This is a genomic window from Pseudoalteromonas sp. MM17-2 (assembly GCF_022347945.1).
Classification (GTDB): Bacteria; Pseudomonadota; Gammaproteobacteria; order Enterobacterales; family Alteromonadaceae; genus Pseudoalteromonas; species Pseudoalteromonas ruthenica.
This window is the reverse complement of sequence record NZ_JAKRFV010000041.1, coordinates 1-4,375: the sequence shown is the minus strand read 5'-3', so window position 1 is coordinate 4,375 and position 4,375 is coordinate 1. Positions and strand designations below refer to the sequence as shown.

Annotated in this window: 4 protein-coding genes; all 4 read right to left on the bottom strand. The window is 45.5% G+C overall.

Annotation, left to right across the window (positions count from 1 at the left end):
• Nucleotides 1-150 precede the first annotated feature (150 nt).
• Nucleotides 151-1,014: an RNA polymerase sigma factor RpoH gene (rpoH, locus tag MHM93_RS19185; protein ID WP_239450208.1), complete on the bottom strand. Its 864-nt coding sequence runs from the start codon at nt 1,012-1,014 to the stop codon at nt 151-153.
• Nucleotides 1,015-1,345: 331 nt separating this feature from the next.
• A complete protein-coding gene (gene ftsX / locus MHM93_RS19180) occupies nt 1,346-2,332 on the bottom strand; it encodes a permease-like cell division protein FtsX (protein ID WP_022946368.1) in 987 nt (328 codons plus the stop codon).
• A complete protein-coding gene (ftsE, locus tag MHM93_RS19175; protein WP_022946369.1) occupies nt 2,329-3,009 on the bottom strand; it encodes a cell division ATP-binding protein FtsE in 681 nt (226 codons plus the stop codon). Before ftsE ends, ftsX begins: the two co-directional genes overlap by 4 nt.
• Nucleotides 3,010-3,036: 27 nt before the next feature.
• On the bottom strand, nt 3,037-4,375 hold a 1,339-nt coding region (gene ftsY, locus MHM93_RS19170), incomplete at its 5' end, for a signal recognition particle-docking protein FtsY (RefSeq protein WP_239450207.1).

Here is a 4,375-nt window from a genome sequence, read left to right as displayed (position 1 = left end):
GCGAGGGAATAATCTCGTTGAGTTCGTTTGCTATTTGATTTCATTACACTCTCCAAATTAAGTTTGAAAAGTGTCAACGCTATTTAGGACGGGTCACTTAGATCGAAAAAGGCCAGCTAAGCTGGCCTTTTTTGAGCACGGTATAACTACTTATGCCATCGCATTTTGCAGCTTTTTCATCGCCGTTTTTTCTAGCTGGCGTACACGCTCTGCTGACACTTCATATTTTTGTGCCAACTCTTGTAGTGTCGCTTTCTCATCTGCAAGCCAACGCGATGTAACGATATCCTGCGAACGATCGTCCAGCGTTTTCAGTGCTGAGAATAAGCGTGCATGTGATTGCTCTTGCCATTGCTCCTGCTCTACACTTTCGGCTAAATCCGAAGCGTTGTCAGTTAAGTATTGCACTGGCGAATAGCTTTGCCCAACACTGCTATCATCTTCGTCTGCACTTAAATCGAAGCCCATATCTTGGCCGCTCATACGTGATTCCATCTCACGTACTTCTTTTTCACTAACGCCTAGCTCGCTGGCCACTGTGGCCACCTCTTCTTGGTTGAACCAACCTAGGCGCTTTTTGTTTTTGCGTAGATTAAAGAACAGTTTACGCTGCGCTTTAGTGGTCGCAACTTTTACGATACGCCAGTTTTTAAGCACATATTCATGGATTTCAGCTTTGATCCAGTGTACGGCAAAAGACACCAAACGCACTCCCACACTGGGATCGAAACGTTTAACTGCTTTCATAAGGCCAATGTTGCCCTCTTGGATTAGGTCTGATTGTGGCAAACCATAGCCACTGTAACTTTTGGCAATATGGGCGACAAAACGCAGATGCGACATGATCAGCTGCTTTGCAGCCTCTAGATCGCCTTGTTGCTGTAATCGAGTCGCTAACCGACGTTCTTCCTCGGCCTCGAGCATTGGGATGGTGCTAACAGCCTGCAAATATCCTTCGATGCTCGCGCTTTGTTGGCCAACCGTTAATGCCATTGCATTTAAATTCGTGCTCATTTTTCACCTCGGGTGATCAATCTGTCCATTTAATTTAGCACTCTTTAACTGAGAGTGCTAATCGCATTGTAACCTTTGACCTTATGCATATCAAGAAGTTCTACAAATCTTCTTAATGCGTTCTAACTTAATGATAAAAAAGGAAAATAAGTTGAGAGATTCAATTGTAACTAACAAAGATGACAAAAGAATAACAACAACTGTTAAATTCAACCTAGCAAAGAAGCCCTGAATTAGAAGTGAACTATAGCACCGCCTCACGCACTTGCCACAAGCAAAGCTATGAGCATCACTTGATGAAACAACCGTGCTTACAAGCGGTGCCAGCCCATTAAACTTTATCCGGTTCAATTTCCTTGATATATCGACGCACAGATAAGTACGAACCACTAAAGCCCAAGATCACCGCTAAGCCAATAAGAATGAGGAATTCGTTCGCATCGAGCCCTTCTAGAATGAAGTTCGACTGGTATATTCCGGTCACTTGCACAACGGCCGACTCTAACCACCACATCATCAGCAGATTGCAAATTAGCGCCACAAAGCCGCCAATAATGCCATACCAGATGCCTGTCCATAAGAATGGAGCTTGAATAAAGCCGTTGGTAGCACCAACTAACTTCATTACTTGAATTTCACTGCGCTTATCAATAATAGACAAGCGAATGGTATTGCCAATAATAAGAATGACAGAAGTGAGTAATAATAGGGCAATAGTGATCACGCTTTCCTTAAGAAGATTCAAAATTGCATTTAGACGCTCCAGCCACTCGATATCCAACTTGCCAAAGTCGACCTCTCGCTCTTGTTGTAATTTATCTAGTAGCGCATTAGCAGCATCTGCATTACGGTAGCGTTCACCCGGAGTGACCAGCACCACATCAGGCAAAGGGTTGTCATCCAAATAATCTAACGCATTAGCAAAGCCAGACACCTGTTTAAACTCTTCTAGCGCTTGGCGCTTGCTAATAAAGCGCACTTCTTCAACTTCTTTATAGAGCGCCAAACGTTTTACCAAACTTTGTGTTTGTTGCTCCGACATTTGTTCTTTAACAAATAAGGAAATCTCTGCTGCATTATCAAAGCCACTACTGACTTTCTGTACATTTTTAACGACTAAGTACAAAGTAGAAGGTAAGGTTAAGCTTAGTCCCAGTACAAGGATTGTCATCATTGATGCAGTGGGTGTACGCCACATCTCTCCTAAGCTCTGCACCCCTTGACGAATCGTATTAATAATACCGAAGTACATGCGTGCAACGGGCGAATGGCCTTTGCGCTGATAATCAGTTTCCCGACCTTTAAATAATAGACTCATGAGAGCGCCTCCTGAGCCAGTGGATCACTGAGCAGACGGCCTTCTTTAAGCGTCAGGCTACGATATTTCATCCGCGCTATTAAGCCAAGGTCGTGAGTGGCAATAAGCACAGAAGTACCATGGCGGTTGAAGTCTTCAAATAATTGCAGAATTTCCATCGATAACTCAGGGTCTAGGTTACCCGTGGGCTCATCCGCGAGCAGCAAAGGTGGGGAGTTAACGATTGCGCGGGCTATGCCCACCCGTTGTTGTTCACCCCCAGAGAGAGTTGTTGGGTTACAGCGGGCTTTATCACTGAGCCCCACTTTATCCAGCGCAGCATAGACACGCTTTTCTAATTGTTTGCGATGTGCCCCTTCAATAATCAGCGGTAACGCGACATTATCAAACACGGAGTAACGTTCAAGAAGTCGATGATTTTGAAAAATAATACCTATATCGCGGCGCACAAATGGAATTTGCTTTGCTTTGATAGCAGCGAGGTCTACGCCATTAATGGCGACTTTACCAGCTGAAGGGCGCTCCATTAAGCTAATAAGCTTAAGCAGCGTACTCTTACCAGCGCCACTGTGCCCGGTGAGAAAAGCCAACTCTCCTTTTTCGATATGAAAGCTGATTTTCTCTAAGGCTCGATGCCCCCCCGGGTAGGTTTTACTGACCTCTTGGAACTTTATCATTGTTATTATTTCCCAATGTTAGGGTAATTATTGTTCGTTGCTAAACAGCGCCTCTATAAAGTCATCACTTTTGAAAGTACGCAAGTCATCGATGCTTTCACCCACACCAATATAGCGAATAGGTGTTTTAAACTGATTGGCTATGGCGAATATGACTCCCCCTTTCGCCGTACCATCTAGTTTAGTCAAAGTGATACCGGTCAAACCAACGGCCTGATCAAATAGCTTTACTTGGCTTATCGCATTTTGACCTGTTCCCGCATCAATGGTCAACATCACTTCGTGGGGTGCTTCAGGGTCTATTTTTTTCATCACTCGCGCTATTTTTTCAAGCTCTTGCATTAGATTGTCTTTATTTTGCAAGCGCCCAGCGGTGTCAGCAATCAGCACATCAACGTTGCGCGCTTTTGCAGCTTGGAAAGCATCAAAGACCACAGAAGCGCTATCAGCTCCGGTATGCTGCGCGATAACGGGAATATCGTTACGCTCTCCCCACACCTGCAGTTGTTCTACCGCTGCTGCACGGAAGGTATCGCCTGCAGCAAGCATTACCGACTTCCCTTGTTGTTGATACTGTTTAGCAAGCTTACCTATGGTGGTGGTTTTACCGACACCATTAACACCGACCATAAGTATGACAAACGGTCCATCTTTGCCCTCAAGGTTTAATGGCTGCTCAGCACTTGCCAACATTGTTGCCATCTCTTGCTTCAGTAGCTCATATAAAGCCTCGCCATCTTTGAGCTGCTTGCGATCTGCTGCATCGGTAAGGCTATCAATCAACTTCACGGTGGTATCAACACCGACATCGGCTGTTAGTAATTGTGTTTCTAGCTCTTCGAATAATTCATCGTCAATTTTTTTGCCGCTAAATATAGACGCAAAGCCGGAGCCGATGTTTGACTTGGTTTTTAATAGCCCTTTTTTGAGTCGTGAGAAGAACCCTGGCTTTTTCTCAGCTACGGCCGCTTTTTCTGCCTGCTCTTGGGCGAGGCGTTCTTGTTCTTCACGCTCGGTTTGTTCTTTAGCTAAGCGTTCCTGCTCTTCACGTTCTGCTTGTTCTTTCGCTAAACGCTCCTGCTGTTCACGTTCTGCCTGTTCTTTAGCTAAACGCTCCTGCTGTTCACGCTCGGCTTGTTCTTTCGCTAAACGTTCCTGCTCTTCACGTTCTGCCTGTTCTTTCGCTAAGCGCTCCTGCTGCTCGCGTTCTGCCTGTTCTTTAGCTAAACGCTCCTGCTGTTCACGTTCTGCTTGCTCTTTCGCTAAGCGCTCCTGCTCTTCACGTTCTGCCTGTTCTTTAGCTAAACGTTCCTGCTCTTCACGCTCTGCCTGTTCTTTCGCTAAGCGCTCCTGCTGCTCGCGCTCG